Genomic DNA, 26,296 nt, shown 5'->3' with positions numbered 1-26,296 from the left:
GATCAACGAACAGATAAGGTGGCAAGGATGTTCAACGGCGTGGGCCGCCGCGGTGCACATTGTTGCGGGGACGCAGCGTAAAGGCCGCAACACCCAGCGCTAGCGCCCCCACCAGGCCCACTGCTAGCCAACCAATCCACTCCGGCTGCGAAGGCCGGGCCTGCTCCGCCTTGCCAATGTGTAGCGACGGGGTGGGCGGCGCAGGGATGGGCTCGGCGGTGGGGGAGGGGGTATCGGCAAGCTCGGACAGCGAAGCCACGGCGGTACCAGGCGGCAGACGGTAAGCCTCATGCAACAGCAGCTGGGCCTGCTGCCACGCGCGGGGGCCGTGGTCGATGGTGGTATCCAGCAGCACGGCCATCAGGCGGCGGCCGTCGCGGTTGAGGGCGCCGACGAAGGTGTGGTGGGCATCGTCGGTATAGCCAGTCTTGCCGCCAATGCCGTCCTCGTCATTCATAAACAGCCCGTTGTCATTCCACACCTCGTATTCCGGCAGGTCATCGTAGCCGGGGAACTTCACGGACTCGGTGGCAGCAATCCGCGCGAACGTTGGGTTGGCAAACGCCGCCCGGTACATCACGGACATGTCCGCCGCGGACGTGGACATGCCGGGGGCATCCAGGCCGGAATAGCTGGCCGCGACGGTGCCAGTGGTGCCCAGCTCGCGAGCCTTGGCATTGACCAGCTCCAGGGCAGCGGCGTCCCCGCCCAGGCGCTGGGCCAGAGCATGGGCGGCATCATTGCCGGAGGCCATAATCAGCCCCTGCAGCAGTTGCTCCACCGTGTAATGCCCGCCGGCGCCTAGGCCCACCGCGGAGCCCTCCTGGTCCGCAGATTCGGCGCTGACAGTGAGCTCTTCGCCCAGGTCCAGCCGCTCAATGGCTACCAATGCCAGCAAGACTTTGATAATCGAGGCCGGCCGGTAGCGCCCATGCGGGTCCTTCATGGCCAGCACCTCCCCGGTGTCTAGGTCGCTGACCATCCACGCGGCGGCGTAAACCTCGGGGTCCACCCGAAACCCCGCCGGGGCAAGGACTCCGCAGAAGGTCTCCGGCGCAGGCGGCAGCGGGGTGGGGCTGAGCTGGCCGGGGGCAAGCCGTTCGGAGGTTGTGGTGGGTTCCGGGGGTTGCAGCAGCTGGGGGCAGTCGTCGGTGTTGGGGGCGGCGTGGCGGGTGGTGGGCTCGGCGGCATCGGCAAGCTGTGCACCCGCGGGGCCCAGGCACATGACGGCGGCCAGGCAAGCAGCGGTGGGTTTCTTCATAACATGACACATCTTAGGTGGGCCCCTACGATGGTCCCCATGCATGACGCACCGATGATCAGCCCCGAAAACAAGGATTCCGACGCCTTCGCCTTCGCGCGCCTGCCCAAAGTGAGCCTGTATGTGCCGCTTCCCACAGCGGCCACCCCAGCAGAGCTTGCCGATGCCACCGTCGCCCTCCTCGCCGACCTGCGTGCCGACACCGTGGTCTATGCCGAGCTCCACCTGGAGCCGGGCGCCTACGCTTTCCCGGCGGCACAGGCTGTGGAGGCGGTGCTGGGCGTGTTGGATGCAGAGGCGGACGTGGACGCGCGTGTGGTGTTGTGCGGCAGTGCCGAGGTCGTGGACTGCGCAGATTCGCCGCGCGTGGTGGGCGCGCTGGTGCCAGGCGACCAGGTTGCTCAGGTGCGCCGGGCGTGGCTGCCGGCGGGTGTCGACGCGGCGGAATCCTTGTCGGTGGTCGAAGCGGCTGCGCAGACGGGCGTCCAGCGGCTGCTGCGGGCGACGTGCGTGACGGATGACCTGCGTGCGGACCTGGACGGAATTGTGCCCGGGCCGGTGGCGGGGTGGGTGCGCGACCGTGCGATAACGCTGGTGGTTTCGCCGCTGGCAGACCAGGCAGCGGGGGTGGTCGATGCGCTGGCGGACCACCCGCTGCCTTTGCTACAGCAACTGGGGTTTACTTGCGCGGTTGCCGCTGCGGACTTGGGGCCGGGTGCGTTGACGCGTGAGTTCGTGGCGTTGAATGAGACCTTCGGCTACGGGTTGGAGGAGTTCTTTGACCTGACGGTCACGGCGATGGAGTCGGCCTTCGCACCGGAGCCGGTACGCCGCGAGGTGCTGCGCAGCACCATTTTGCCAGCGTATGAGGCGCTAGGGGAAACGGTCTTTGCGGAGGAGGAGGCCTAAGATGCCGCGTGTGTGGCCCCTGATGGCTGCTGCGGGCGTGGGCGCGTATGTGTGCTCACGGCGCCGGCACATTCGCGCAGTGGATCCGCAGCTGCGCCACCCGCTGTTGTACCTGCCCATGCATGTGCTTCCCGATGCCGCCTTTGTCACCGCCTCCCAGGTGGTTGCGCGCCGCCGTTTTGCGCGCCGGGCTGGTGATGGGGTCGAGGTCCAGGAAGTGGTGCAGCGCAGTCCGGAGGGGGTGGAGTTTGAGGCGCGGGTGTTGCGCCCGGCTGGGGTGGCTGAGGATGCCCCGGTGGTGGTCTTTACTCACGGCGGCGGGCATTTGATTGGCTCGGCGGGCTACTATGATCCGCTGAACTCGCGGATTGCCCAGGAGCTGGGGGTCATTGTGGTGGCCCCGGAGTATCCCAAGGCTACGGTGGCGCCTTTCCCCGCCGACCACGAGGCGTGTTATGCGGCGTTGCGCTGGGCGCAGGAGCGCAGCGCAGGGCCGGTGGCGGTGTGCGGGGATAGTGCCGGTGGGGGCTTGGCGGCGGGGATTGTTCACCGCGCCCTTGACGAGGGCCACCCTGTGGACTTTTTGGCGCTGATTTATCCGATGCTGGACCATCGCACGGGAACCTCCGCAGTTGCCGATGGGGGCGCGGTGTCGGCCTCGGTCGCTGGCCCGCACGCGGTGTCTACCCCGGTTCCGGGGCGCGGGCAATTCGTGTGGACCGCCAATACCAACCGGGGTGCGTGGGCGACGTACCTTGGCGCTGGACCGGCGCAGGTCAATGATTACGCTTCGCCGGCCGTGCGGGCCGACTTCGCGGGGTTGCCGCCGGTTTGGGTGGGAATAGGCGAGCTGGACTTGTTCTTCGATGAGGCCCAGGCCTACGCCCGGGCCGTCAACGCCGCAGGCGGCCATGCGGAATTTGTGACCTACCCGCGGGCCTACCATGGTTTTGATCAGCTGCGTCCCCAGGCTTCGGTTTCACAGCGGCTGGTTGCTGACCTCATCGCGGCGATACGCCCGCACGTCGAGGGAGGCCGTGGCCGTTGTGGTTAGAACTTGGAGAAGCGCTTGCTCAACATCTCTTCCAGGCCGGCCCAGGCGGTGGCGTGGTCGCTATAGGGCTTGGAGGGGACATAGCCAGCGTGCTCGGTGGAGCCGAGCATGTAGCCCAAGTAGTCCTGGAAGCGGGGGTTGGCCAGCATATAGGAGTTCACGGAGTCGTCGCCGGCCCAGTCGGCGGCATCGGCACACACCTCGTAGGCGCGGGCCATCTGCTGGGTATCGACTTCCTCCGGCCCCTTTTCAATATCGCGCACTAGGCCGTTGAAGGTGTAGAGGTTGTCCGCGTGGACGCTAAGCTCCAAGTCGCCGGCGTTCGCAGCGGTGGTGATGTCTTCCCACGTGCTAACACGGGCCAGGTCATGATCATCATTTTCCATGATCCAGCGAGTGAGCTGCTTGGGCGTGGCGAAGGTGAAAATCTCTCCCCACTTGCCCAGGAAGAGGGGGCTGCCGTCGAGGTAGGTGCGCAGGGTGTACACGCTCTTGTTATTGATGGTGATTTTGATGGGGTCGATGCCCGCTGCTGCCCATACAGATTGGTCATAAGGATCGGCGGCAGCAGCTTCTGCCTTGCGGGCTTCTTCTGCGGCGGCGCGAGCCTGGGCGGCTTCCTCAGCGGAGGCCAGGATCCGTGATTCCGCGTCCTCCACCACGGCGGAATCAAACTCGGCCGGGTCCACCACGCGCACGTGGCTATCAAGTTCTTCAATCACGGTGGCCCAGTTGCTCAGCACCACGTGGCCCACACCGGACCACTCGCGCAGGCCTTCCTCCCCGGAGTAGTGCTCATAGCCCCGGGCGGTGGAGCGCAAGATGGAGTGAGTGGCAAAGAAAATGGTGGTGCGCTCCGCGCCGGTTACGGCCGCCAAGGCTTCAGCAACTTCAAAGTTGCGGGCCACGGTGGACACGGCCTCATGGCCGGGGCGCTGTGCCAACACTGCGGGCACGCCCACGAGGTCGTAGACGTCGCGCTCCGCAGGCTGCACGCGGTGGGCGGGCCGGGAGTTGAACTCCTCCCACGAAGGATGATCGCTTAAATCGTGGCGCGTGCCGGATTCCAAGAAGGCCAGGAGTTGGGCCTCGGTGTGGAAGAGGAGGACGGATTCATCATCGCCCAAAAAAGCCTGCCACTGCGTGCCGTTTTGGCGCCAGGGCGTGGCCCATAGGGTATAGAAATCGCCCTCCGTGAGGCTGAGTTTAACCGGTACGATCGCGCGCGTATTCATGGCCATCAACTCTACCTAATAGCCCCGCCTGATTAGCCGGTGGGGCGCCAAAACCCCTTAAAGGCCATGCCCATGTTTGTGGTGCGCAGTGGATTGGTCTGCACCGGATCGCCCGCCTCTACCATCTGCCCGTTGCCGGAATACATGGCCACGTGCCCGTCCCAGACCACCAGATCCCCTGGCTGGAGTTGATCAGCTGGTACTTGCACCCCCACGGTCTGTTCCTGGGCCAGGCGCGGCAGCTCGATTCCGGCTTGGCGGTAGGCCCACTGGGTAAGCCCAGAGCAGTCGAAGCCCCCGGATCCAGTTCCGCCCCACGTGTACGGGGTGCCAACCTGGCTCAATGCCGCTTGGGCTGCGGCTTGGCCAGCCGATGAACCGGCAGCTGGACCGGACGAAGAACCCACCGCGCAAGACCCCGGAACCCCTTGGCCAAGGGAGTGTGCCGCTGCGCGCCCGGAGTCACTACATGCCGACTGTACTGCGGTCTGCGCGATGTCTAGCAGAGGCCGCGCCACCGCCGCTAGCTCGCCCATCAAGTGGCTGAGGCGAGCCATTGCTTGGGCGATGCCCCGCGCCGCCAACGCCTCTAGCCCCGCCCGGGACGCGGCCTGCACGGCCGGGTTGGGCACCACAAGCCCCAAGGCTAGGGGAATGGCTTGGCGGAGCAGCTCACTGCCGATGCCCAGCAAGTCCACCAGGCACTGCCGGGCCAAGGTCGCTGCGCGATCGCGGACCTGGTGCACGGTGTGTTTATCGGCCTCCAAGCTGCGGTGGGCGCGGTGGAGCGCTGCTGGGCTGCCGCCGGTGATGCGCGCCAACTCATCCACCGAACCCAAAGAAGGACCCTGTGGCAAGGCAATGGCAGGAAGCTCCTGAGGACTTAACCGTGAAATCTGGGCGATTGCCTGCATGATAACCAGCATCCTAGGAACCCCCTAACAGGGAGGCACAGGCGGTAGCAGAGGTGGCATCGGCAGATTCGGCGGCATTGCTGGTAGCCACAGCGGTATCGGCAAGATAGGCAAAATCTGCCCGCAGTTGGTTATCGCGGGCGGTGAGGTTATGGAAAGCCGCAGCAAGCGCCGAGCAGAAATCCCCCAGGGGCCCGCCCGGCAGAACCGGCAGGTGGTGGGGCTGTGGCTGGGCTTGGGCATCCAAATCGCGGGCCAAGGCGCGGGTGTAGTCGGTGTCAATCTCAAAAGTTCTCATAGCTCATTGGACTGCTCCAGCGGGCAAAAGGTTCCCAGCAAATTTTTACTTCTTTTCCCGTGCGCCACGGCGCTACAGTGGTGGGCATGGAGATCCACGTAGTAGACCACCCCCTCGCCGCCTCGCGTTTGACCATCATGCGTGATGCCCGCAGTGACAACGCCGCATTCCGCGCCGCCCTCAAAGACCTGGGCGCAATGCTGGTGTACGAAGCCGCCCGCGACCTGCCCGTTGAGCACTTCGATTGCGTGACCCCGGTGGCCACGGCGCAGGGCACGCGCCTGCAAGACCCGCCGATTATCGTGCCCATCATTCGCGCTGGTCTGGGCATGATTGACCCGGCGCTGGCGATGATCCCGGACGCCCAAGTGGGCTTTATTGGCATGGCCCGCAACGAAGAAACCCACCAGCCGGTGCCCTACCTGGAGGCGCTGCCGGAGGATCTGACCGGGCGTACCGTATTTGTGGTGGACCCAATGCTGGCCACTGGCGGCTCCCTGCTGCACTCCCTCAAACTGCTGGCGGACCGCGGTGCCACGGACATCACGGCCATCTGTATGGTCTCCGCGCAACCGGGAGTCGACGCTCTGGCCCAGTCGGGGCTGCCGGTACGCCTGGTCACTGCCGTGATTGACCCGAGCCTTAACCCCGAGGCCTACATTGTGCCGGGCTTGGGTGATGCCGGCGATAGGCTCTACGGCCCGCGCAACATCGACGTCTAGGAGGGGGCAAAAAGGGGGTAGTGCGCCGGGCGCAGTGTGGCTATGATGTGAGGTTACCGCGGCAGTCATGGGGGTCCGCGGTAGCTCACAACATTACGAGGGGAACAACCTAGGGGGTTGAGAAATGACGTATAGCGTACCCAGCCAGGCAAGTCTATTGGCGTGGATAACCTACGGGGAAAGTTTTGCGGGGATTTTGCGCCAGGTGCGCGTGCGCAGGCAAATTAGCCAGCAAATTTTAGCGGAGCTATCCGGGGTGTCGCGCAGCCAAATCTCCAATCTCGAGCGCACTGACAGATTTGTGGATCCCACACTATCCACCGTGTACAAACTGGCACAGGCGTTGGAGGTGCCCCCGGCAGTGTTGTTACCGGGGGTGGGGGAATTGGTCACTCCACTGTGCGCGGGGATGGCTCAGGAGGGTGGGCGGGAAGAAGCCGCGGTGCTCCACCCCGAGCACGTGGCGCCGTTCCCAGCCAGCTATGTGGAACAGCGGCGGCGCGACCAAAGGCTTGCCTCGCAGTGGCAGCAACGCCGCGAGTGGAAGCGGCCGGTGCAACGACAGGTCTAGTTCAGTAGTGATTTTCTGAACCGCTTGGTCTAGTCTAGACTCGGACAAAGACTTCTTGGCCCCGGGTACGCAGGCAAACGGGGTACATGACCTTGCGGAGGAGGACGCGCATGAACCAGCCCACCACCGGTAATCCGGCTGTGGATCCCCTGGTGTCTGCCTTCGTGAACGAGTGGTGCGATGCCCACCGCAGCGAGGTCATAGGCTGGCGGCGGCACATTCACCGCCACCCGGAAACCTCCAATAAGGAGGTGCACACCACGGAGTTTGTGGCGCAGATTCTGCGCGAGCATGGCCTGGAGCCGCGGCTGTTTCCAGAAACCGGGCTGCTGGTAGACCTTGGCCCGGACACGGAACAGGGCCGGGTGGCTTTCCGTGCGGACATCGATGCTTTGCCCATTCAGGAAGTCACCGGCTTGGAGTATTCCTCCGAGGTCCCCGGGGTTTCCCACGCCTGCGGGCATGACGTGCACACCACCATTGTGCTGGGCCTGGCCTGCGCACTGGCTGCCTACGACCAACAGCACGGGCTGAGCGTGGGCGTGCGGCTTATTTTCCAGCCCGCAGAAGAAGTGTGGGTGGGCGGGGCCACCGACGTGATTTCCTGGGGCGCGTTGGAGGGCGTGCACTCCATCTACGCTGTGCACGTGGAGCCGAAGCTGCGGGTGGGGCGCATTGGGGTGCGCACCGGGGCAATTACTTCTGCCACGGATGTGCTCGAGCTCGAGGTCAGCGGTCCCGGCGGGCATACCTCCCGGCCGCACTTGTCTGCCGATGTCATCTATGCCCTGGCCAAGGTGGCCACGGACCTGCCGGGTTTGCTCTCGCGCCGGGTGGACCCGCGCACGGGCACCGTGGCAGTCTTTGGGCATATCAATTCCGGATTTGCCCCCAACGCCATGCCGGAGACCGGAACGTTGTCTGGCACCGTGCGTACTGCGGACATCGGCGTGTGGCGCAACATGCAGCAGTTGTGCAGCGAGTTGGTGGAGCACATTCTGGCCCCCACGGGGGTGGAGTACCGGCTTAAGTACCACCGTGGGGTGCCGCCGGTGCTTAACGATGACGTGGCCACCGCACTGTTGTCTGCTGCCGCTACTGCCATTGACCCGCAATCCGTGGTGCAGGCACCGCAGTCTTCCGGAGGGGAGGACTTTTCGTGGTACCTCGAGCACGTGCCGGGGTCCATGGCCCGGCTGGGTGCGTGGTCCGGGGAGGGCGAGCAGTATGACATCCACATGGGGGACTTGGTGGTGGATGAGCGTGCGATTGGTGTGGGCATCAAGCTCTTTGGTTCTGTGGTAGCCCAGTGCGCTCACGTGGAGGATTAAGCTCGAAGCGATTAGACTATTCGGGAAACCATTATTGAGTCGGCCCGCGAGCTCTCCTGGAGGGGACGCTCGCGGTACTGCTGCGCACTGCCGACTTCGGTGAATCGATGCCGTTGTATTGCTGATTAAGGAGCACACGCAAGTGACGAAGGAACAGCTGGACCCCTCTGTAGAACACGCCCCCCGCATTGTCATCATTGGTGGTGGACCGGCTGGCTACGAAGCAGCCACCGCCGGTGCCAAGTATGGCGCGGAGATCACCTTGGTAGAAGACCAGGGCCCGGGTGGTTCCTCCGTGCTGTTGGACTGTGTGCCCTCCAAGTCCTTCATCGCTGGTGCCAACATCCGCACCGATTTCCGCCGTGCCGATGCCATGGGGCTCAATGATCAGCTCAGTTCCCTAACGCTTAACCTGCAGGCGCTCAATGAGCGCGTGCAAGCGCTGGCGGCTAACCAGTCCACCGATATTCGCGAGGGGCTGGAGAAGCTCGGCGTGCGCGTCATTGATGGCCGTGCCCGCTTCGCGCAGGACCAAGACGGCGTCAAGGGCACCGCGCACAAGGTGCAGGTGACCACTGCGGCTGGGGAGGAAGAGACCCTGGAGGCCGACCTGGTGCTGGTGGCCACCGGTGCGACCCCGCGGATCTTGCCGGGTGCGCGCCCGGATGGGGAGCGGATCTTGACTTGGCAGCAGGTCTACAGCCTCAAGGAAGAACCGGAGCACCTGATCGTGGTGGGTTCGGGTGTCACGGGCGCGGAGTTTGTGTCCGCGTTTGCAGAGATGGGCGTCAAGGTGACCATGGTGGCTTCCCGGGACCGTATCTTGCCGCATGATGATGCCGATGCCGCCGATGTGCTCGAGACCGTCCTGGCTGAGCGCGGTGTGGAATTGGAGAAGAACTGCCGCGTGGAATCTGTCTCGCGCACGCAGGACGGCAACGTGGTGGTCAAGACCCAAGATGGCCGTGAGATCCACGGCTCGCATGTGATCATGTCCATCGGTTCCATCCCGAATACCAAGGACCTGGGCCTGGAGCACGTGGGGGTAAAGACCACGGATTCTGGACACATTAAGGTCGATCGCGTCTCGCGTACCAACGTGGCTGGCATTTATGCGGCCGGCGATTGCTCGGACTTGTTCCCGTTGGCTTCTGTGGCGGCCATGCAGGGCCGAATCGCCATGTACCACTCTCTGGGCGAGGGCGTTTCTCCGCTGCGGCTTAAGACCGTGGCCACCGCCGTCTTTACTCGCCCGGAGATCGCCGCCGTGGGCTACACCCAAGCAGAAATCGAAAACGGTGACGTGACCGCGCGGACTATTACCATGCCGCTGAATACCAACCCGCGCGCGAAAATGCGTTCGCTGCAGCACGGCTTTGTCAAGCTGTTTTGCCGCGGCACCACCGGGCGGGTTATCGGCGGCGTCATCGTGGCGCCGACTGCCTCTGAGCTGATTTTGCCCATCGCGGTGGCGGTGACCAACCAGCTCACTGTGGACCAGCTGGCGGACTCTTTTGCGGTGTACCCGTCGCTCTCCGGCACCATCACGGAGGCCGCGCGCCGCCTGGTCGCTCACGACGACTTGGAGTAGCGGGCGTAACCAGCCGCTACTGGGTGCCGTAGGTCGTTTCTGGGGAGCGGTTGAGGTCTAGGCGCACCGGGCGCCCCGCCTGCGGCAAAGAACGCTGGGGGCAGCGCTCCCGCGGACAGGCAGTGCAACCGGGGCCGATAGGGCTGGCGGCATCGGCATCGAGGTTAAGGGCATCGGCATAGACCAGGCGGTCCGCCTGCTCCAGGTCGCAACCCAAGCCAACCACAAACTCGCGGTGGGGCACGCCCCAACTCTTGGCCTGGCCCTGGACAAAGCGGGCAATCCACAAATGCGCGTGCCCATCGGGCATGGAGGCCACCTGGCGAGTGATGCGATTCGGCGTCTCAAAAGCACGGTGGACCACCCACAGGGGGCAGGAACCGCCAGTGCGGGCGAAGTGGAACGACGTCGAGGACTGGCGTTTGGAAATGTTGCCCGCGCGGTCGGTGCGGATGAAAGAAAAGGGCACGCCCTGGTTTCCGGGGCGCTGGAGGGTGGCCAGACGCTGAGCGGTGGTCTCAAAGCCGGTACCGAAGGTTGATCCGATGACGTCAATGTCGTAGCGGGTGGCTTCCGCAACCTCCAGCATGTGGGTATAGGGCATGGTGGTAGCAGCCGCGAAGTATTGCGCCAGGCCCAAAATGCCAATGTGCTGCGCGTCCCCGGCGGGCAGCTCGGAGACCAAGTTGCGGCATACATCGTGGTAGGCCAGTAGGCAGTACTGCAGGGACATCTCGAAGACCAGTTGGGATTCGCTCAAGCCGCGGCGCAGGGACAGCTCCCGGGTGGAACTATCAAAACTGCGCCGTGGGCCGGAGCGGCCAAAGCGGGTAGTCACCCCCAGCTCGTCTTCTAAGCGGGCGGCTAACCGGCCGCGGCGCAGCACGCCATCGCCTAAGCGTCCGGCTAGTTCCTCCGCTAATACGTCCAATTCGTGGATGTAGTTGTGGGCATCGTAGAAGAAGTCGCGGACGGCGGCGAAGGGGTCATCGGCAAGCTCAGGGGAGCGGTGGGCAGCGGCCACCAGTCGGGGCATGAGCTCTGGAAACCTGGAAGCTAGGTCTGCCAGGGTTTCCTCGGGGGCATCGGGAAGCAAAGTCCGCAGCTCGGAGATGGTGCGCAGGTCGCGGTCGCCAGAGAAGTAGGAGGCATCGATGTTGAAGCGCTGGCTCAGTTGCATCAGCACCGTCACGGTGAGCGGGCGCTGGTCGTTTTCCAGCTGATTGAGGTAGCTGGTGGACAGCCCCAAACGCTTGGCCATCTCCACCTGGGTGAGGCCTCGCTGCTTTCGCAGCGCGTGAATTCGTGCCCCCGCGTAGTGCTTACTCATAGCCCTGAGCTTCCCAGAAATGGCGTTTAACTGCAAGTTTTGCAGGTATTGCAGATTTAGCACTTCTATTCCACAGAAATACACACAGTATGCTTGTGGCCTTGCGCACGGGTAAAGAAGTACTGTGATTGCTATCGCTTGCATATCGAGTATGCATAGACGAGTTTGCATAGAAGGGAAGCACCACACGTGATTGAACACGAAGTACGCACTCGCAAGTCCGCAGAGGACTTTCCCATCGAGGAGCACCTGGCCTACAAGATTGCCAAGGTAGCTGCAGACCCGGTGGAGGTTCCTGCCGAGACCACCGAGATGATCATCAACCGCATTATCGACAACGCCTCCGTGGCAGTAGCCTCCGTCGGCCGTCGCCCGGTGACCTCCGCCCGCGTCATTGCCCAGGCACACCCGCACGCCGCAGAGTCCGAGGGCAACGGCGCCAACATTTTCGGCGTGGACGGCACCTACTCCGCAGAGTGGGCCGCCCTGGCCAACGGCACCGCCGTGCGTGAGCTGGACTACCACGACACCTTCCTGGCCGCAGAGTACTCCCACCCGGGCGATAACATTCCGCCCATCCTCGCAGTGGCACAACACAAGGGCCTCGACGGCAAGGCGCTCATCCGCGGCATTGCCACCGGCTACGAAATCCAGGTCAACCTGGTCAAGGGCATCTGCCTGCATGAGCACAAGATCGACCACGTGGCCCACCTGGGCCCGTCCGTGGCGGCAGGCATTGGCACCATGCTGGAGCTGGACGTAGACACCATCTACCAGGCAATTGGCCAGGCGCTGCACACCACCACCGCCACCCGCCAGTCCCGCAAGGGCCTGATTTCCTCCTGGAAGGCTTACGCTCCTTCCTTTGCCGGCAAGATGGCCATTGAGGCCGTGGACCGCGCCATGCGCGGCGAGGGCGCCCCAGCCCCCATCTGGGAAGGCGAGGACGGCTTCATCGCCTGGATGCTGCACTCCCCAGAGCGCACCTACACCGTGCCGCTGCCCGCTGACGGCGAGCCCAAGCGCGCCATCTTGGACACCTACACCAAGGAGCACTCCGCGGAGTACCAGTCCCAGGCGCCCATCGACCTTGCACGCCGCATGAAGGCCACCCTGGAAGAAGCGGGCCGCGAGACCAAGGACATCGAGTCCATCGTCCTGCATACCTCCCACCACACCCACTACGTGATTGGCACCGGCGCCAACGACCCGCAGAAGATGGACCCCAACGCCTCCCGCGAGACGCTGGACCACTCCATCATGTACATCTTCGCCGTCGCCCTGGAAGACGGCGGCTGGCACCACGTGGACTCCTACGCCCCGGAGCGCGCTAACCGCCCGGAGACCGTGGAACTGTGGCACAAGATTTCCACTGTCGAAGATCCGGAGTGGACCCGCCGCTACCACTCGGAGGACCCGAACGAGAAGGCCTTCGGCGCCAAGGCCGTGATCACCTTCACCGATGGCACCGTCATCGAAGATGAGATGGCCGTGGCTGACGCTCACCCGCTGGGTGCTCGCCCGTTCGCCCGTGAGCAGTACATCAACAAGTTCCGCATTCTGGCTAAGGGCATTGTCTCCGAGGAGGAGCAGGAGCGCTTCCTTAACGCTGTGCAGAACCTGGAGAACCTCACTGACTTGAGCGAGCTCAACGTCCGCGTCACCGAGGAGCACCTGGCTTCCATCCCCGCTACCCCGAAGGGTGTGTTCTAAATGGCTGGCCTCTTTGGCTCCACGCTGACTAATGCGCAAAAGCGGCAGCAGTTCCGCGCTGCTTTGGAAGGTGAGGGACTGACCACCCTTCCTGGCGCCTTCAATCCGCTGACCGCGCGGCTTATCCAGGACATCGGCGCCTTTGGTGGTGTCTACATCTCCGGTGCCGTGCTGGCTAATGACCTGGGCCTGCCGGACATCGGCCTGACCACCTTGACCGAAGTAGCTACCCGCGCTGGCCAGATTGCCCGGGCTACGGATCTGCCTGTGCTTGTCGATGCCGACACTGGCTTCGGTGAGCCCATGTCTGCAGCGCGCACCGTTGCCGCCCTTGAGGATGCCGGCCTGGCTGGCTGCCACCTGGAGGACCAGGTTAACCCCAAGCGTTGCGGCCACCTTGACGGCAAGGAAGTGGTTCCCACCGATTTGATGGTGCGCCGTATTTCGGCCGCCGTCAATGAGCGCCGTGATGAGAACTTCATCATCTGCGCCCGCACCGACGCCGCTGGCATCCACGGCATTGATGAGGCCATCGAGCGGGCCAAGGCTTATGCCGACGCTGGCGCGGACCTCATCTTCACCGAGGCCCTGTACTCCGTGGAAGACTTTGAGAAGTTCCGCAAGGCCGTGGATACCCCGCTGTTGGCGAACATGACGGAGTTTGGCAAGACCGAGCTGCTGTCTGCCCGCCAGATTGAGGACCTGGGCTACAACGCAGTCATCTGGCCAGTGTCCACCTTCCGGGTGGCCATGGGCGCGACCGAGGAATTCCTCCGCGATATGGCCGCTGAAGGCCTGCAGTCGCCGGAGTGGCTCGAGCGCATGCAGCACCGTTCTCGTTTGTACGAGCTGGTTCGCTACAACGAGTACAACGCCTTCGACCAGGCTGTCTTCACCTACTCGAAGGAAGCCTACAAGCCCACCTTCGACTAGGTCTGGGGCCGTGCACGGCGCACCGTGCACGCTCAACGTGCGCAGTCGTGCGCTGCGCACCCCAGCACAACCCTCGGGCCGGACAACCGGCCCCCAAGTAAAAGCACATCTACTTTTCCAAGATAAGAGGAGAAACAACATGTCTGAGAACACCCCAGAAATCCGCAAGGGCCTGTATGGCGTCGTGGTCGATGAGACCGCTGTGTCCAAGGTGGTCCCGGAGACCAACTCCCTGACCTACCGCGGCTACCCCGTCCAGGAACTGGCCCGCTACTGCTCCTTCGAGGAAGTGGCCTACCTGCTGTGGAACGGCGAACTGCCCAGCCAGGAGGAGCTCATCCGCTTCTCCGCCCGCGAGAAGGCTCTGCGCCATCTGGACCGTCACCTCATCGACCTCATCACCTCCATGCCCAAGTCCTGCCACCCGATGGACGTGCTGCGCACCGCTGTGTCCTTCATTGGCTCCCAGGACCCGGACGCCTACACCAAGGACTCCGAGCACATCCGCCGCACCGCACTGGAACTGATGGCCAAGCTGCCCACCGTGGTGGCCTTGGACATCCGCCGCCGCCGCGGCGAGGGCTACATCGAGCCCTCCCGCAAGAAGGGTTTCGCGGAGAACTTCCTGTGGATGGTCTTCGGCGACGAGGAAGGCTCCCCGGCCAACTCCCGCTCCGACATCGAGGCTTTTGATAAGTCCCTGATTCTCTACGCGGAGCACTCCTTCAACGCCTCCACCTTCGCAGCTCGCGTGATCACCTCCACCATGTCGGACACCTACTCCGCAGTCGTCGGTGCTATCGGTGCGCTGAAGGGCCCGCTCCACGGTGGCGCCAACGAGGCTGTGATGCACAACTTCATCGAAGTTGGAGACCCTGCCAAGGCAGAAGAGTGGACCCTGAACAAGCTCAAGAACAAGGAATTGGTCATGGGCTTTGGTCACCGCGTCTACAAGAACGGCGACTCCCGCGTTCCCACCATGGAAGCTGCGTTCCGCGAGTTGGCTAAGGACCACGGCCAGGAGCAGTGGGTGGAGATGTACGAAGTCATGGCGAAGACCATGTACGAAAACACCTCCATCAAGATCCAGCCGAACCTGGACTTCCCAGCTGGCCCGGCTTACCACATCCTTGGCTTCGACATCGAGTTCTTCACCCCGATCTTCGTGATGGCTCGTATCACCGGCTGGACCGCGCACATTGTGGAGCAAAACGAGTCCAACTCGCTAATCCGCCCGCTGTCTGCGTACAACGGTGTGCCGCAGCGTTCCGTACCGCCCAAGCAGTTCTAAGCCATGGGGTTAAGCCATCTGCTCCCTCACCCGGCCCACGCCGGCGCGGACGCTGAAGCCGTCCTCGACGCTGACGTCGTTGTCGCCGAGGGAGCGATGGTACACACCACAGCCACCACAAGCCGGTGCCTAGCTGACGTTGGGCACCGGCTTGGGGGCGTTTTCTATGTGTTCGCATAGAGACTCGGTCCGCATTACTCTGAGATGTGGACATCCCATATTCGGCTAGGTCCTTCGGCTAGGTCACTCGCCTAAGTCCTTCGCCTAAGCTACTTCGTCCGAAAGGAAACAACAGCAGTGTCTGCTACAGCGCTTCCGTCATTCAACAAGGTGCTTGTCGCCAACCGCGGGGAGATCGCGGTGCGTGCTTTCCGCGCCGCCTTCGAAACCGGCGCCAAGACCGTGGCCATCTATCCCCGCGAAGACCGCAACTCCTTCCACCGCGCATTTGCGGATGAAGCCGTGCGTATCGGCACCGAGGGTGCCCCTGTGAAGGCGTACTTGGATATTGATGAGGTCATTCGCGCCGCCAAAAAGTCCGGGGCTGACGCCATCTACCCGGGCTACGGGTTCCTCTCCGAGCGCGCAGACCTTGCCCGTGCCTGTGCGGACAACGGCATCACCTTCATTGGTCCCTCCCCAGAGACCCTGGATCTGACCGGTGACAAGGCTGCGGCAGTCACCGCCGCCCGGGAGGCCGGCCTGCCCACGCTGCAGGACTCTGAGCCGTCCACGGATCCGGAGCAGCTGGCGGAGTACGCCAAGGACTTCCAATTCCCGGTCTTTGTCAAAGCCGTTGCCGGTGGTGGCGGGCGCGGCATGCGTTTTATCGAAAATGAAGCAGAGTTGAAGGCTAAGTGTGCGGAGGCCTCCCGTGAGGCCGAGGCCGCCTTCGGCGACGCCCACGTCTACCTGGAGACTGCGGTGATCAAGCCGCAGCACATCGAGGTGCAGATTCTCGGCGATGGCCAGGGCAACGTCATTCACCTCTTTGAGCGTGACTGCTCCGTGCAGCGCCGCCACCAGAAGGTCGTGGAGATCGCCCCGGCGCCTAGCCTGGATCCGCAGCTACGCGACCAGATCTGTGCAGATGCGGTGAAGTTCTGCCAGCACATCAACTACTCCGGCGCGGGCACTGTGGAGTTCCTGGTGGATGAGCGCGGCAACCACGTCTTTATTGAGATGAACCCCCGCGTGCAGGTGGAACACACCGTCACTGAGGAAATCACCGGCGTGGATATTGTGAAATCCCAGATTGACATCGCAGCCGGTGCCACCCTGGAGCAGCTGGGATTGCGTCAGGAGGACATCACCATCACGGGTGCTGCCTTGCAGTGCCGCATCACTACCGAAGACCCGAACAACGGCTTCCGCCCGGATACCGGCACGCTGACCGCTTACCGTTCGCCGGGTGGCGCTGGCGTGCGTTTGGACGGTGCGACCTCTGTGGGTGCGGAGATCTCCCCGAACTTTGACTCGCTGTTGGTGAAGATGACCTGCCGTGGCGTGAACTTTGAGCAAGCAGTGGCCCGTGCCCAGCGCGCGCTCAATGAGTTCACCGTCTCCGGCGTGGCCACCAACATTGGCTTCCTGCGCGCGCTGCTGCGAGAGCCGGACTTCACCTCTACCCGCGTGGACACCGGTTTTATCGCCGACCACCCGGACCTGCTCAAGGCCCCGCCAGCGGTGGATGAGTCCGGCCGGATCATCCAGTACATCGCTGATGTCACGGTGAATAAGCCCAACGGCACCCGCCCGACCACGCTGCGCCCGTTTGATAAGCTGCCCGAGTTCGACCGCAATTCCGAGGTTCCGCGCGGTTCCCGTGATGACCTGCGCGAGCTGGGCCCGAAGGCTTGGGCGGAGAAGATCCGCAACCAGTCCGCACTTGCGGTCACGGACACCACCTTCCGTGATGCCCACCAGTCCTTGCTGGCCACCCGCGTGCGCGGTACGGCTTTGGTCTCTGCTGCCGAGGCCGTGGCCCGCCTGACCCCGCAGTTGTTCTCCGTGGAGGCGTGGGGTGGGGCTACCTACGATGTCGCCATGCGCTTCCTCAAGGAGGATCCGTGGGTACGCCTGGACCTGCTGCGTGAGGCGATGCCGAACCAGAACATCCAGATGTTGCTGCGTGGGCGTAACACCGTGGGTTACACGCCTTACCCGGACTCGGTGTGCCATGCCTTTGTCCAGGAGGCTGCGAAGTCGGGCGTGGACATCTTCCGCATCTTCGATGCCCTTAATGATGTCAGCCAAATGCGTCCCGCTATCGATGCCGTCCTTGAGACCGGTAACACCGTGGCTGAGGTGGCCATGGCGTATTCCGGCGACATGTGCTCGCCGGGGGAGAAGCTCTACACGCTGGACTACTACCTCAAGCTCGCTGAGGAGATCGTGGGCACCGGCGCGCACATCCTGGCTATCAAGGATATGGCCGGCCTGCTGCGCCCGGAGTCTGCCTCCAAGCTGGTGATGGCCCTGCGCAAGGAATTTGACCTGCCGGTTCACGTCCACACCCACGACACCGCAGGTGGCCAGCTGGCTACCTACTATGCCGCCGCACTGTCCGGGGCAGACATTGTCGATGGCGCCTCCGCCCCACTGGCAGGCACCACCTCCCAGCCTTCCCTGTCGGCGATCATTTCCGCGTTCTCTAATTCCTCGCGGGATACCGGAATTGACCTGCAGGCAGTCTCCGATCTGGAGCCCTACTGGGAGGCCGTGCGTCAGCTCTACCGTCCGTTTGAAAACGGCATCCCAGGCCCCACGGGCCGCGTGTACAAGCACGAGATTCCGGGCGGGCAGCTGTCCAACCTGCGCGCACAGGCCAGTGCTTTGGGCCTGGCGGACCGCTTCGAGGTTATCGAGGACAACTACGCAGCCGTCAATGAGATGCTGGGCCGGCCTACCAAGGTCACGCCCTCGTCGAAGGTGGTCGGTGATTTGGCCCTGCACCTGGTGGGCGCAGGGGTAGACCCCGCCGACTTCGAGGCCAACCCCACCAAGTACGACATCCCGGATTCCGTCATCGCCTTCCTGCGTGGCGAGCTGGGTACGCCTCCGGGTGGGTGGCCGCCGCTGCGTGATCGCGTGCTGGAAGGCCGCGCCCCGGGTGATGTCACTGTTAAGGAAGTCCCCGCCGAAGAGCAGGCGCACTTGACTTCCGAGAACTCGGAGGAGCGCCGCGACGCCTTGAACCGCCTGCTGTTCCCGAAGCAGTTCGAGGAGTTCAACGAGTTCCGTCGTCAGTTCGGCAACACCGAGGCACTCACGGACACTGTCTTCCTTTACGGCCTGGAAGAGGGCAATGAGTACATTGTCCACTACTTCCCAGAGGGCTCTAATGACCGCGCCCAACTCAAGCCGATTACCCTGCGCCTGGACGCATTGGGTGAGCCGGATGAAAAGGGCATGCGCAACGTGGTGCTCAACGTCAATGGCCAGATTCGCCCGATGAAGGTCCGCGACACCAACGTTGAGTCCACCGTTGCCACCGTGGAGAAGGCCGACCCGTCTAATGAGGGCCACGTGGCCGCCCCGTTTGCCGGCGTGGTTAATGCCACCGTGGAACCGGGCGCTGCGGTCAAGGCAGGCGACCAGGTGGCCGTTATCGAGGCGATGAAGATGGAAGCCTCCATCTCTGCCACCAAGGACGGCGTGGTGGAGCGCGTGGCCATCGGCCAGGCCACCAAGGTCGAAGGCGGGGACTTGATCGTCGTCATCAAGTAACTCCGTCGGCGTTTAGGTGCCTTCCGGGCGCTTTCGGTAGCCCGGAGGGCACCCCAGGCCGCTCTCTAGACGCACATGACCCGTTCCCGGCGCATCGCAGCGGGAACGGGTCAGTTTTGTCTCGGGCTACTTGATCTCCAAGATGGGCTCGCCCTTGTTGATCTGGGCCCCGGCCTCGACCTTTAATCCGGTGACTTTGCCGGACTTGTGGGCCTTAACAGGGTTCTCCATCTTCATGGCCTCCAGGATTACCACTACGTCGCCCTCGGCGACTTCCTGGTCCTCGGAGACATTGACCTTGATGACGGTGCCCTGCATGGGGGCCACGATGGCATCGCCAGACACCGCCGCCTTAGTCCCGCCGCCACGGCGCTTCTTGGCACGCTTGCGTACGGCGTTAACTCCACCCATGAGCAGGTTGGAGGGCAGCGCAACCTCCACGCGACGCCCACCGATTTCCACCACAAACTTCTGTGCCGGGTCAGCGGCCTCAGCTTCGGCTTCGTCCGGGTCCACGTAGGGCGGCAAGCCGTTGGCCCAGGCCTCCTCAATCCACTTGGTATAGACCGCGAAGGATTCCCCGGTGCCGGTAAAGGCCGGGTCTTCCACCATCGCCTGGTGGAAGGGGATAACCGTGGGCAGGCCCGTGACCTTGTACTCGGCCAAGGCGCGGCGGGCACGCGCCAGCGCCTGGTCGCGGTCTTCGCCCCACACGATGAGCTTGGCCAGCATGGAGTCAAACTGCCCGCCAATAACGGTGCCTTCGCGCACGCCGGAGTCCACGCGCACGCCCGGGCCCGCCGGTTCCGCATAGGTGACAATGGTGCCCGGGGCAGGGATAAACCCAGCGGCGGCGTCCTCACCGTTGATGCGGAATTCGATGGCGTGACCACGCGGGGTTGGGTCTTCGGTAATGGACAGCGGGTGGCCCTCAGCAATCAGGAACTGTTGGCGTACCAGGTCCACCCCGGTGGTTTCCTCTGTAACGGGGTGTTCCACCTGCAGGCGGGTATTGACCTCCAGGAAGGAAATCAGCCCATCGGAGCCCACCAGGTATTCCACGGTACCTGCGCCGTGGTAGCCAGCCTCCTGGCAAATTCGCTTTGCGGAAGAGTGAATGGTCTCCCGCTGCTCCTCGGTCAAAAATGGCGCCGGGGCTTCTTCCACCAGCTTCTGGAAGCGACGCTGCAGAGAGCAGTCACGCGTGCCCATGACCACCACGTTGCCGTGCTGGTCCGCCAGTACCTGCGCCTCCACGTGGCGGGCCTTGTCCAGGTAGCGCTCCACAAAGCACTCGCCACGACCAAAGGCCGCGATTGCCTCACGGGTAGCGGACTCAAAGAGCTCCGCCACCTCCGAGCGCTCGTAAGCGACCTTCATGCCACGGCCACCGCCGCCAAAGGCGGCCTTGATGGCGATGGGCAAACCGTGGGTATCGGCAAACACCTCCACTTCAGCGGCATCGGCAACCGGGTCCTTGGTGCCTGGGGCCATGGGGGCATCGGCACGCTCTGCAATGTGGCGGGCGGTGACCTTGTCACCCAGTTGGGCAATAGCCTCCGGGGAGGGGCCAATCCAGATCAGGCCAGCGTCGATGACAGCCTGAGCGAAATCAGCGTTCTCAGACAAGAAACCGTAACCGGGGTGGATGGCGTTGGCGCCGGACTTCGCGGCGGCATCCAGGATTTTGGCGGTGTCCAAGTAAGACTCCGCGGAGGTCTGGCCGCCCAAGGCAAAGGCCTCGTCCGCCAGGGAGACGAAGGGGGCGTCGGCATCGGGCTCCGCATAGACGGCAACGGAGGCAATGCCGGCGTCGCGGGCTGCGCGAATAACGCGAACGGCAATCTCGCCGCGGTTGGCGATGAGCACCTTGGTGATCTTCTTGATGTCTACAGTCACGGTCAGTTGAAACCTTCCTTGTATGGGTTTGCTCCGACTATTGTCGCACAGAAAAACGTGAGGAATCCGTCAGGTTAGCAAAGAGTCTAACAGAAACGCCCCCACCTGCGAAGATGGGGGCGACGCGCGGGCGCCGGAGGGAGAGCTGCTCGCAAGCCACGTACCAGCAGGGCGTAAACCTCGGGCTAGCCGCGCACTAGCCTCCTGCTAGTCGCGCACTAGCCTCTTACTAGCCTCTCTCGATGGGCATGCGGACCATGTTGCCCCACTCCGCCCAGGAGCCGTCATAATTGGCCACCCGCTCAAAGCCGAGCAGGAATTTCAGCACAAACCATGTGTGGGCCGCTTGCGCCCCCAGGTGGGAGTACAAAACGGTGGGCGCGGTGGGGTCTAGCTGCGTGTACGCGGCGTCCAGGTCCGCCCGCGCGCGGAAAGTGCTATTGGGGAAGACGGCGACCGACCAAGGGATATTGACCGCGCCCGGAATATGCCCGTGGCGGATGGTGGTGCCGTAGTCAGAATCGCCGGCGGCAGACGTGGAGGTGGGCTCGCCCCGGTATTCCTCCGGGGAGCGGGTATCTACCAGGGTGTGGCCATCAAGGCCGTCGACAAAGACACGCAGACCGGACTCTTCTCGCGGGCACAGGGGATAGTCGCTGTGCGGGTACTCCGGCACGGAATAGGACGTATCACGCTCTTCGGACATCCAGGCGTCGCGCCCACCGTCTAACAGGCGTACATCCGGGTGGCCGTAGAGTTCAAAAACCCACAGCGCGTAGGCGGCCCACCAGTTGTTTTTATCGCCATAGAGCACCACGGTATCGTCCCGATTAATGCCCTTGGAGCGCATGAGCTGCGCAAAATCCTCCGGGCCCACCACATCACGCGTGCGTTGGTCTAGCAGCTCCGTGTGGAAGTTGATTCGGGTGGCGGTGGGGATGTGGCCAATATCGTAGAGTAGGGCGTCTTCATCGACCTCAATCACGCGCAGTCCATTAACGCCCAGGCGGGCAGAAAGCCAGGGCGCGGAGACTATGCGTTGCGGGTGGGCATACTCTTGGAAGCTGGGGTGTGGGTCAGCAATAATCATCGGCTTGTCAGGGGCCTTTCTAGAAAATATCAGTAGTACTTTTGGCTAAAATTTGCGTGCCTTTCACCTTACCGCGCTCCCCGTTTAGGGGTGGGATTATGTGGCATTCGATACACCATCCGACCCTGGTTATAACAAGTGTGCAGGCAGGGGGCATGCGCGCAGCTAATGGCGTCTAACTCACCCCCCGCGGGCACGGGTTTTCAGCTATTTTTTAAGTGGCACACAGTCCATATAACCAACACATGACCACTACGTCACATAGAAAGGCTTTCGAGCTTATGCACAAAGCAATTGTTGTCTTCGAAGTTGAGGGCGGTTCCGACAAGGGGGCTGACGGCCACCGTAAGGACACCATGCCGATTGTCAACGCCATCAAGGATGCTGGCTGGCATTCCGAGGTCATCTACTACCATCCGGATAACGCCGCAGACATCTTCACCAAGGTCTCGGAGAACTTCGACGCCTACATCTCCCGTGTTAACCCCGGCAACATTCCGGGCGGGGAGAAGGGCTACTTTGAACTGTTGACCAAGCTGGCCGATTCTGGTCTGGTGGGCATGTCCACTCCGGCTGACATGATGGCCTATGGCGCCAAGGACGCCCTGGTCAAGCTCAATGACACGGACCTGGTTCCGGAAGACACCGCCGCCTACTATGAGGTCGAGGACTTCCACAACACCTTCCCCACCACCTTGTCTTATGGTGAGCGCGTGCTGAAGCAAAACCGTGGCTCCACGGGCGAGGGCATTTGGCGCGTACGGCTTGCCGATGCCGCCCTGGCAAGCTCCGTAACCCCCGGCACCGCCCTGCCCCTTGATACCGCGCTGAAGTGCACCGAGGCCGTGGATAACCAGACCCATGATTACACCCTGGGTGAGTTCATGGACTTCTGCGACCAGTACATCATCGGTGATAACGGCATGCTGGTGGATATGCGCTTCATGCCGCGCATCGTCGAGGGCGAAATCCGCATCCTGCTCGTGGGCGACGAGCCGGTGTTTATCGTCCACAAGAAGCCTGCTGCGGGCGGGGATAACTTCTCCGCCACCTTGTTCTCCGGTGCGAAGTACACCTATGACAAGCCGGAAGCCTGGCCGGAGCTGCTGGAGATGTTCGCAGCTGCTCGTCCGGTGATCGCCGAAAAGTTGGGCGATACCGACAACGTGCCGCTGATCTGGACCGCTGACTTCATGCTGGCAGACGGCGACAACGGTGAGGACACCTACGTCCTGGGCGAGATTAACTGCTCGTGCGTGGGCTTTACCTCCGAGCTGGACATGGGCATCCAGGAGAAGGTCGCGGCAGAGGCCATCCGCCGCGTCGAGGCCCGCTAAGTTCGGCCCAGTCAACCAGCTCAGCTGGGCTCGGCTCCCTCGGCTCAGCCCGGCTTAGGGCGCTAGTCCAGAAGTGCGGCCACGGATTCGGGGTCTGCGTCAGAGAGCATCTGGCGCAGGCGGTCGTATTCCTCCTGCTCTCCAATGGCCTGCGCGGCATGTGCCAGCGCCGCCCAGGAACGCAGCACTCCCTGGTTGGCGGGGTGGCTAAAGGGCACCGGGCCCCACCCCTTCCAGCCGTTGGCGCGCAGCCGGTCTAAACTGCGGTGATAGCCGGTGCGTGCGTAGGCATAGGCGGTGATATAGGCGGTGGGCAGGGCCTCATCGGCACGCACCCGCGCTAATTCGGCTTCGGCCAGGCGGGCCCAGGCGGCAGGAGAGCTGGGGGCGGCCACGGCATCGGCAAGCTCATCGCTGCTGGCAGCACCCGCAGGGTCCTCAGGCAGCAAAATGGGGGCGGGGGCAAGCATGTCTTTCATTTCCATGCCGCCAGAGTTTACCTGCTAGGCCCAGAAGCTGCTGACGTCCAAGCCGAAGGAATACAGCGCCCGGCGCACCACAGGCAGGGACAGCCCGATGACGGAGGAGGGGTCTCCCTCGATGGAGTCAATAAACCACCCGCCCAGGGCTTCCAGGGTAAACGCGCCCGCGCACTCCAGCGGTTCGCCCGTGGCGGCGTAGACAGCAATGTCGCTTGCCGATGCCGCCGCAAAGCGCACCGTGGTTGCCGAGGTCTCTTCCCACCGCTGCCCATGAGGCCCTATAATGCAATGCCCGGTCAGCAGCACCGCTTCTTTGCCGGCTTGCTCACACCAACGCTCGATGGTGCGCTCCGGGGTGTGTGGTTTGCCCTGCAGCTTACCGCCAAGCAGCAGCATGGAATCTGCGCCAATCACTACATCCTGCGGGTAGTTCCCGGCCACGGCCTGGGCTTTCGCCTCCGCGAGCGCAGCCACCACCTCTGCCGCAGGCTGTCCGGCCAGGAGCTTTTCGATACCCCTTTCGTCCACATCCGCCGGATGCAGCACCGGTTCCACGCCCGCGGCGCGCAGAATGCCCGCGCGAGACGGTGAGGCTGAGGCAAGCACAAGGCGCATGCGAGACCTGTCTTAGTAGTAGCGCACGTTCAAGTGCGCCGAGGGGTTGTACTGGTCGTCTTCAGTGCCCCAGCGATCGCGGGGGACATGAACCTGCGCGGCGTCCTCACGAGCCCGCGCATCCAATTCGTTGAGCAACGCGGTGAGCGCAGCAATTTCCTCCGGGGTGGGATTGCCGCTCAAAATCGTGATGTCATCCTGTGAAATAATGGCTTATCCCTCCTACAGGATGATGTTGCTGAGCTTCTTCGGCGGGGTGGGGACGTACTTGCGCTCCAGCAGACGCAGGCCCTCAATGAGGTAGCCGCGGGTGGTGGCAGGCTCAATGACGGCATCGACCAAGCCGCGCTCTGCCGCCTGGTAGGGGGTGAGGAACTCCGAGGCGTCGTCCACGCCCAGTGTCTGCGCCAACGCCGTTGCATCCGCCACCGCGATTTCGGCAGTAGGCCAGGCATAGGCCAGGTCTGCGCCCAAATCTTTTGAGCCCGCCACCACGTAGCCGCTGCCGAGCGCACGACGCACCACCACGGTCAGCTTGCCCACGGTAGCCGCCGCATAGGCGTGGGCTACCTGCGCCAGCTGTGCGGGGGAGTGGGGTAGCTCCGGGGCGTCCACAAAGGTCACCAGCGGGATATTGAAGGCATCGCACAGGCGGATAAACCGGGCAGTGGCCGGGTCTAGTTTCTCTTGAACACTAATGAGCCCCACGGAGCGGCCCTCGATCCGGCCCAGCGCGGTGCCGGGGCTCAAGCGCAGCGTCGACTCCGCCACCGTGGTGATGATCTGTTCCACGTCGCATTCGCCGCCGTCTACCAGGCTGTTGAGCACGCCGTCTTCCTCGCGGATGTTATCGGCAATGGCACCGGCCATAATCGGGGCCGCAGCACGTGGGGCTTCGGCGCGGTTATTCGACGGCAGCAAACCCAGCACCTGCTTCGCGCACGCGATGGGGTCTGCGGCGGTGAGGGTGCCGGGGGTATCGGCAGACTGGGCATCGGCAGACTCAGCGGCGTGGGGCGCACCATCGGCCTGGGCCACAATGGTTAGGTCGCCCAAGGCCTGCGGCAGGAACTCCACCGTGCCAAAAGACACCGTAATCTGGGGCACCAAACCCGACGCCTGCGTGGCGCGCTGCATGATGCGGCCAAGGAACGCCAGGGAAACAATGCCCTCCTGCGCGCGCGGCGCACCAGCTTCGACGATGCCCACCAGCGGCACACCCGTCTTGATGGCCAAGTCATAGACCTTGACTATCTTCTCGCCTGTGACCTCACCCAGAGTGCCATCAAAAATGGTGGCATCCAGTGAATATACGCAGACTTTGCGGCCATCCACGGTGCCGTAACCAGTGATCACGCCGTCTGTGTACGGGCGGTCATGCTCGCGCCCGAAGTCCTTCGAACGGTGACGCGCCAGCGCATCCGTTTCCACAAACGAGTCCGCATCCAACAAGCTCAGTACTCGTTGCCGCGCCGCGGTCTGCGTCCCCTGCGGGGCGCGGGCCTGCGCGAGCTTCGAGTGCAGATCCTCGATCTTGCCCGCAGTGGTCTTCAGATCAGTCATAGCCTTATACCTTACTATCTGGCGGTGCCGCTCTGCGAACGTCTTGCACGGCGGCTAGAATCCCCTCCCAATCGTGCCGACTAGCGAAGGTGCTCCAGGTGTACGAATCGGCTCCCGGCGTGAAAAAGCCCTGGCCTCCCCATCTTAGGGAAGGGGTGGCCAGGACTTCGTCTTTGCTTTGGGCTTAGTTCTTTGGCTCAGTTTTAGCTGTTCGGTTGTGCGTAATGGCGGCAACCAAGGCGCCGATGAAAAGCAGTCCGGCTACTATAAAAAGCGAACTAGGCAGCCAAACAAGTGAACTGGATAGTCGATCGGCGGCTGCGGTACTGAGAAGTATGGTGGAAATCAGAGAACACGCGATGCCAATGTATAGGCATATATGGCAGATATTGCGGGGTGTCATGATGGGTTACCTCCAATTTTTGGTA

Annotated in this window: 22 protein-coding genes; 11 read left to right on the top strand and 11 right to left on the bottom strand. The window is 63.3% G+C overall.

Translation table 11 applies throughout. The features are described 5' to 3' along the window. Positions 1 to 31: 31 nt before the first annotated feature. Positions 32 to 1,261 (bottom strand): D-alanyl-D-alanine carboxypeptidase family protein, encoded by a 1,230-nt coding sequence (locus G7Y31_RS09310; RefSeq protein ID WP_165009801.1) that lies wholly within the window; start codon positions 1,259 to 1,261, stop codon positions 32 to 34. 39 nt (positions 1,262 to 1,300) lie between these two features. Between G7Y31_RS09310 and G7Y31_RS09305 the strand changes: the two genes are divergently transcribed. Together G7Y31_RS09305 and G7Y31_RS09300 are read left to right on the top strand one after the other, a co-directional pair. Then, positions 1,301 to 2,170, top strand: a complete 870-nt coding sequence (locus tag G7Y31_RS09305; RefSeq protein WP_165009799.1) for an amidohydrolase family protein — start codon at positions 1,301 to 1,303, stop codon at positions 2,168 to 2,170. Between the two features lies 1 nt (position 2,171). Continuing rightward, the gene (locus G7Y31_RS09300) at positions 2,172 to 3,224 is read left to right on the top strand and encodes an alpha/beta hydrolase (RefSeq protein WP_165009797.1); all 1,053 of its coding nucleotides are present in this window, start codon (positions 2,172 to 2,174) and stop codon (positions 3,222 to 3,224) included. Here the strand turns inward: G7Y31_RS09300 and G7Y31_RS09295 are convergent. From G7Y31_RS09295 to G7Y31_RS09285, 3 genes are read right to left on the bottom strand one after another with little or no spacing between them, the layout of a single operon-like run. Beyond that, the gene (locus G7Y31_RS09295) at positions 3,221 to 4,459 is read right to left on the bottom strand and encodes a hypothetical protein (RefSeq protein WP_165009795.1); all 1,239 of its coding nucleotides are present in this window, start codon (positions 4,457 to 4,459) and stop codon (positions 3,221 to 3,223) included. The two genes, G7Y31_RS09300 and G7Y31_RS09295, sit on opposite strands and share 4 nt — an antisense overlap. Positions 4,460 to 4,491: 32 nt before the next feature. Next, positions 4,492 to 5,385, bottom strand: a complete 894-nt coding sequence (locus G7Y31_RS09290; protein ID WP_165009793.1) for a C40 family peptidase — start codon at positions 5,383 to 5,385, stop codon at positions 4,492 to 4,494. A 1-nt stretch (position 5,386) separates the two neighbouring features. Then, on the bottom strand, positions 5,387 to 5,671 hold the full coding sequence (locus tag G7Y31_RS09285; protein WP_165009791.1) for a transducer protein Htr23: 285 nt from the start codon (positions 5,669 to 5,671) through the stop codon (positions 5,387 to 5,389). 86 nt (positions 5,672 to 5,757) lie between these two features. Between G7Y31_RS09285 and upp the strand changes: the two genes are divergently transcribed. The 4 genes from upp to G7Y31_RS09265 all read left to right on the top strand — a co-directional run bounded on the left by upp (position 5,758) and on the right by G7Y31_RS09265 (position 9,886). Next, a complete protein-coding gene (gene upp / locus G7Y31_RS09280) occupies positions 5,758 to 6,393 on the top strand; it encodes a uracil phosphoribosyltransferase (protein ID WP_165009789.1) in 636 nt (211 codons plus the stop codon). Between the two features lie 124 nt (positions 6,394 to 6,517). After that, positions 6,518 to 6,964, top strand: a complete 447-nt coding sequence (locus G7Y31_RS09275) for a helix-turn-helix domain-containing protein (protein WP_165009787.1) — start codon at positions 6,518 to 6,520, stop codon at positions 6,962 to 6,964. 110 nt (positions 6,965 to 7,074) lie between these two features. Continuing rightward, on the top strand, positions 7,075 to 8,295 hold the full coding sequence (locus G7Y31_RS09270) for an amidohydrolase (protein ID WP_425321639.1): 1,221 nt from the start codon (positions 7,075 to 7,077) through the stop codon (positions 8,293 to 8,295). 142 nt (positions 8,296 to 8,437) lie between these two features. Further along, positions 8,438 to 9,886 (top strand): NAD(P)H-quinone dehydrogenase, encoded by a 1,449-nt coding sequence (locus G7Y31_RS09265; protein WP_196823561.1) that lies wholly within the window; start codon positions 8,438 to 8,440, stop codon positions 9,884 to 9,886. Between the two features lie 16 nt (positions 9,887 to 9,902). Here the strand turns inward: G7Y31_RS09265 and G7Y31_RS09260 are convergent, their stop codons facing one another. Beyond that, entirely contained in the window at positions 9,903 to 11,216 is a 1,314-nt protein-coding gene (locus tag G7Y31_RS09260) for a short-chain fatty acyl-CoA regulator family protein (protein ID WP_165009785.1), read from the bottom strand. Between the two features lie 189 nt (positions 11,217 to 11,405). Between G7Y31_RS09260 and prpD the strand changes: the two genes are divergently transcribed. The 4 genes from prpD (at position 11,406) to G7Y31_RS09240 (ending at position 18,882) form a co-directional block, all read left to right on the top strand. Next, the gene (prpD, locus tag G7Y31_RS09255; RefSeq protein WP_165009783.1) at positions 11,406 to 12,929 is read left to right on the top strand and encodes a 2-methylcitrate dehydratase PrpD; all 1,524 of its coding nucleotides are present in this window, start codon (positions 11,406 to 11,408) and stop codon (positions 12,927 to 12,929) included. Continuing rightward, a complete protein-coding gene (prpB, locus tag G7Y31_RS09250; RefSeq protein ID WP_165009781.1) occupies positions 12,930 to 13,862 on the top strand; it encodes a methylisocitrate lyase in 933 nt (310 codons plus the stop codon). A gap of 139 nt (positions 13,863 to 14,001) precedes the next feature. Next, positions 14,002 to 15,153: a bifunctional 2-methylcitrate synthase/citrate synthase gene (locus G7Y31_RS09245; RefSeq protein WP_165009779.1), complete on the top strand. Its 1,152-nt coding sequence runs from the start codon at positions 14,002 to 14,004 to the stop codon at positions 15,151 to 15,153. 297 nt (positions 15,154 to 15,450) lie between these two features. Then, positions 15,451 to 18,882, top strand: a complete 3,432-nt coding sequence (locus G7Y31_RS09240) for a pyruvate carboxylase (protein ID WP_165009777.1) — start codon at positions 15,451 to 15,453, stop codon at positions 18,880 to 18,882. Between the two features lie 126 nt (positions 18,883 to 19,008). Here G7Y31_RS09240 and G7Y31_RS09235 read toward each other — a convergent pair whose 3' ends face one another. After that, the gene (locus G7Y31_RS09235) at positions 19,009 to 20,781 is read right to left on the bottom strand and encodes an acetyl/propionyl/methylcrotonyl-CoA carboxylase subunit alpha (protein WP_165009774.1); all 1,773 of its coding nucleotides are present in this window, start codon (positions 20,779 to 20,781) and stop codon (positions 19,009 to 19,011) included. A 229-nt stretch (positions 20,782 to 21,010) separates the two neighbouring features. Further along, the gene (locus G7Y31_RS09230; protein WP_165009772.1) at positions 21,011 to 21,871 is read right to left on the bottom strand and encodes a sulfurtransferase; all 861 of its coding nucleotides are present in this window, start codon (positions 21,869 to 21,871) and stop codon (positions 21,011 to 21,013) included. A 281-nt stretch (positions 21,872 to 22,152) separates the two neighbouring features. Here G7Y31_RS09230 and G7Y31_RS09225 point away from each other — a divergent pair, with 281 nt between their 5' ends. Next, entirely contained in the window at positions 22,153 to 23,208 is a 1,056-nt protein-coding gene (locus G7Y31_RS09225; protein WP_165009770.1) for a Cj0069 family protein, read from the top strand. Positions 23,209 to 23,270: 62 nt separating this feature from the next. Here G7Y31_RS09225 and G7Y31_RS09220 read toward each other — a convergent pair whose 3' ends face one another. Genes G7Y31_RS09220 through G7Y31_RS09205 form a run of 4 tightly spaced genes read right to left on the bottom strand, consistent with a single transcriptional unit; the run spans position 23,271 to position 25,868 of the window. Beyond that, on the bottom strand, positions 23,271 to 23,693 hold the full coding sequence (locus G7Y31_RS09220; protein ID WP_165009768.1) for a DUF3151 domain-containing protein: 423 nt from the start codon (positions 23,691 to 23,693) through the stop codon (positions 23,271 to 23,273). Between the two features lie 18 nt (positions 23,694 to 23,711). After that, positions 23,712 to 24,305 carry a Maf family protein gene (locus G7Y31_RS09215; protein WP_165009766.1) on the bottom strand — a complete coding sequence of 198 codons (594 nt, stop codon included), beginning with the start codon at positions 24,303 to 24,305 and terminating at the stop codon, positions 23,712 to 23,714. A 12-nt stretch (positions 24,306 to 24,317) separates the two neighbouring features. Beyond that, positions 24,318 to 24,488, bottom strand: a complete 171-nt coding sequence (locus G7Y31_RS09210; protein ID WP_244977370.1) for an acyl-CoA carboxylase subunit epsilon — start codon at positions 24,486 to 24,488, stop codon at positions 24,318 to 24,320. Between the two features lie 39 nt (positions 24,489 to 24,527). Next, complete coding sequence (locus G7Y31_RS09205; RefSeq protein WP_165009764.1) at positions 24,528 to 25,868, bottom strand: carboxyl transferase domain-containing protein; 1,341 nt, start codon at positions 25,866 to 25,868, stop codon at positions 24,528 to 24,530. Positions 25,869 to 26,296: the final 428 nt, after the last annotated feature.

Origin of the sequence: Corynebacterium lizhenjunii, from assembly GCF_011038655.2 — a bacterium.
Taxonomy (GTDB): Bacteria; Actinomycetota; Actinomycetes; order Mycobacteriales; family Mycobacteriaceae; genus Corynebacterium; species Corynebacterium lizhenjunii.
This window is presented reverse-complemented; position numbering and strand designations above follow the sequence as displayed.

Excerpts from the sequence above, each read along its gene's own strand:
- G7Y31_RS09205 (WP_165009764.1), bottom strand. The coding sequence starts at position 25,868 with ATGACTGATCTGAAGACCACTGCGGGCAAGATCGAGGATCTGCACTCG.
- G7Y31_RS09225 (WP_165009770.1), top strand. The coding sequence starts at position 22,153 with ATGCACAAAGCAATTGTTGTCTTCGAAGTTGAGGGCGGTTCCGACAAG.
- G7Y31_RS09270 (WP_425321639.1), top strand. The coding sequence starts at position 7,075 with ATGAACCAGCCCACCACCGGTAATCCGGCTGTGGATCCCCTGGTGTCT.
- G7Y31_RS09285 (WP_165009791.1), bottom strand. The coding sequence starts at position 5,671 with ATGAGAACTTTTGAGATTGACACCGACTACACCCGCGCCTTGGCCCGC.
- G7Y31_RS09310 (WP_165009801.1), bottom strand. The coding sequence starts at position 1,261 with ATGAAGAAACCCACCGCTGCTTGCCTGGCCGCCGTCATGTGCCTGGGC.
- G7Y31_RS09305 (WP_165009799.1), top strand. The coding sequence starts at position 1,301 with ATGCATGACGCACCGATGATCAGCCCCGAAAACAAGGATTCCGACGCC.
- G7Y31_RS09245 (WP_165009779.1), top strand. The coding sequence starts at position 14,002 with ATGTCTGAGAACACCCCAGAAATCCGCAAGGGCCTGTATGGCGTCGTG.
- G7Y31_RS09295 (WP_165009795.1), bottom strand. The coding sequence starts at position 4,459 with ATGAATACGCGCGCGATCGTACCGGTTAAACTCAGCCTCACGGAGGGC.
- G7Y31_RS09290 (WP_165009793.1), bottom strand. The coding sequence starts at position 5,385 with ATGCTGGTTATCATGCAGGCAATCGCCCAGATTTCACGGTTAAGTCCT.
- prpB (WP_165009781.1), top strand. The coding sequence starts at position 12,930 with ATGGCTGGCCTCTTTGGCTCCACGCTGACTAATGCGCAAAAGCGGCAG.
- G7Y31_RS09215 (WP_165009766.1), bottom strand. The coding sequence starts at position 24,305 with ATGCGCCTTGTGCTTGCCTCAGCCTCACCGTCTCGCGCGGGCATTCTG.
- upp (WP_165009789.1), top strand. The coding sequence starts at position 5,758 with ATGGAGATCCACGTAGTAGACCACCCCCTCGCCGCCTCGCGTTTGACC.
- G7Y31_RS09275 (WP_165009787.1), top strand. The coding sequence starts at position 6,518 with ATGACGTATAGCGTACCCAGCCAGGCAAGTCTATTGGCGTGGATAACC.
- G7Y31_RS09220 (WP_165009768.1), bottom strand. The coding sequence starts at position 23,693 with ATGGAAATGAAAGACATGCTTGCCCCCGCCCCCATTTTGCTGCCTGAG.
- G7Y31_RS09230 (WP_165009772.1), bottom strand. The coding sequence starts at position 21,871 with ATGATTATTGCTGACCCACACCCCAGCTTCCAAGAGTATGCCCACCCG.
- G7Y31_RS09300 (WP_165009797.1), top strand. The coding sequence starts at position 2,172 with ATGCCGCGTGTGTGGCCCCTGATGGCTGCTGCGGGCGTGGGCGCGTAT.
- G7Y31_RS09260 (WP_165009785.1), bottom strand. The coding sequence starts at position 11,216 with ATGAGTAAGCACTACGCGGGGGCACGAATTCACGCGCTGCGAAAGCAG.